We start from the raw sequence: 2224 nt of genomic DNA, 5'->3' as shown, positions 1-2224 counted from the left end.
TGTCGGCGACGCGTGAATCGTGACCCAGTTCCGGCGGGTGAAAAGTGACCCCCACTGCGTCAGTTGATGTTGGTCATTCCCCAGTGTTGGCGGCGGGAACCCGTCCGAGGTCGCGGCCGCGCATGCGGTAGCTGTCGCCCTTGAGTGAGATCACTTCGGCGTGATGGACGAGGCGGTCGATCATCGCGGCGGCGACCGTGTCGTCGCCGAAGACCTCGCCCCAGCGCCCGAAGGGCTTGTTGCTGGTGACGATCACGCTCGCGCGTTCGTAGCGGCCCGAGATGAACTGGAAGAAGAGGTTGGCGGCCTCGGGCTCGAAGGGGATGTAGCCGACCTCGTCCACGATGATCAGCGGGATGCGTCCCAGGCGGGTCAACTCGTCGCTGAGTCTGCCCACTTGATGGGCTTCGGCGAGGCGGGCAACCCACTGGGCGGCGGTCGCGAAGGCGACCCGGTGGCCGGCCTGGCAGGCCCGGATGCCGAGCCCGGTGGCGAGGTGGGTCTTGCCGGTGCCGGGCGGCCCCAGGAAGATGACGTTCTCCTTGCCGACGACGAAGTCCAGCGTCCCCAGATGGGCGATGACCTCGCGTTTCACGGACCGCTGGTGGTCGAAGTCGAAGTCCTCCAGCGACTTGCGGGAGGGGAATCGGGCGGCCCGGATGCGTCCCTCAGCGCCGTGGGAGTCGCGGGCGGCGACCTCTCGCTGCAGGCAGGCGGCGAGATACTCCTCGTGGCTCCAGCCCTCGTCGCGGGCCCGCTCGGCCAGCCGGGCTGCCGCATCCCGCAGGGCCGGGGCCTTCAACGCCTTGGTCAGATAGACGAGTTCAGAGGTCACATCGCGGCTGGTCCTGGCCTGGTTCGTGCTGTTCTTCGTGCTCATCAGGCTGCCCCTTCACCCGTGCTCAGACCGCCGTCGATCACGCCGAAGATCCGGTCGTAGGAGTCGAGCGACCGCTCCTCGACCTCGGTGACCTCCGCTGACGCTGGTTTCCTGTCCGCGGCCGCCTTGCGTGCTGCCGCGGCAGCCGCCGCGTGATCGGGATCGGTGATGGTCTGGTGGCGGGCCCAGCTGCGGGCATGGCGGGCGACCTCGACGCCGTCGCAGGTCACCAGGACCTGGTCCAGGTCGGCGGCGACTTCGATGCGGCGGCCGACGGCCAGCGGATGCACCGAGTAGTCGCAGGTGTCGAGGCGGACATAGTGGTCCCGGGGCAGCCGCAGGGATGCCTTCCACCAGCCCGGCGGGGCGATCGGCGGCAGAGCCAGCATGCGGGAGCGATCAGCTTCCAGGCGGTCCGACGGGCGGGCCTGCAAGGTGCGGTGGATGCGCCGGTTGGCCTTCGTGAGCCAGTCGGCGAGCTGGATGTTGAAGTCGGCCGGCGAGGTGAACACCCGCCCGGGCAAAAACGACGTCTCCAGGTAGCCGTTGGCCCGTTCGACCAGGCCCTTGGCTTCCGGGTCCCGCGGCTTGCAGAGCAGGAACTTGATGCCCAGCAGTCCGGCGAACGCGGCGAACTCGTCGGTGAGTTGGGGGCCGCCGGACCGCCAGGAGCCGACGGCTCCCTCGTTGTCCCAGACCAGCACCCTGGGGACGGCTCCCAGCTCGGTCAGTAGCCGCCAGTGCCCGGCGATCAGGTCGGCTGCCGACCGGGAAGGCAGCATCCGTGCAGTGATCCACCGCGAGTAGCCCGCGACCATGACCAGCACCGGTGGCCGTCCGACCTGGCCGAAGCCGAGTGGGATGTCGGCGGGCGGGAACCACAGGTCGCACTGGGCGATCTCGCCTGGCTCATAGACCGTCCGTGAGGCCGGATCCGCGGGCCGATAGGCCGGCCGCAACTCCCGGATGCGGTCCTTGAGCACGGTCAGGCCGCGGTCCCAGCCGATCCGCTCGGCGATCACCGTCGCCGGCATCTCGGGCCACTGCTCGAGCAGTTCGCGGATCTGCGGCTCGACCGCGTCCACGATCGAGCCCTTCGGCGCCCGCTGGTACTTCGGTGGCGCGTCGTCCGCGATCGCCCTGCGGACGGTGTTCCTCGAGATCCCCAGCTTCCTCGCGATCGCCCGCACCGGCATCTGCTCGGCCCGGTGAAGCCGGCGGATTTCCGCCCAGTCCTCCACGCTGATCACCACTCCTCCCGGCCTGGCTCAACGAGCCAGACCCCTTGGAGGGGGTCAACTTTCAAGCGTCGCTACTGGTCCACTTTTCAGCCGTCGCCGACAA

General features: G+C 69.2%; 2 protein-coding genes. Both read right to left on the bottom strand.

Annotated elements, in window-relative coordinates:
- Positions 1–73: 73 nt before the first annotated feature.
- Positions 74–880, bottom strand: a complete 807-nt coding sequence (gene istB, locus LMU33_RS40670) for an IS21-like element helper ATPase IstB (RefSeq protein WP_228627116.1) — start codon at positions 878–880, stop codon at positions 74–76.
- Positions 880–2130, bottom strand: coding sequence for an IS21 family transposase (gene istA / locus LMU33_RS40665; protein WP_228627114.1), 1251 nt, complete (start codon positions 2128–2130; stop codon positions 880–882). The genes istB and istA overlap by 1 nt, the downstream gene beginning before the upstream one ends.
- Between the last annotated feature and the right edge of the window lie 94 nt (positions 2131–2224).

The organism is Streptomyces barringtoniae, from assembly GCF_020819595.1.
In the GTDB taxonomy this organism is placed as follows: domain Bacteria; phylum Actinomycetota; class Actinomycetes; order Streptomycetales; family Streptomycetaceae; genus Streptomyces; species Streptomyces barringtoniae.
The sequence above is the reverse complement of the archived record's forward strand: the minus strand, read 5'-3'. Positions and strand labels throughout refer to the sequence as shown.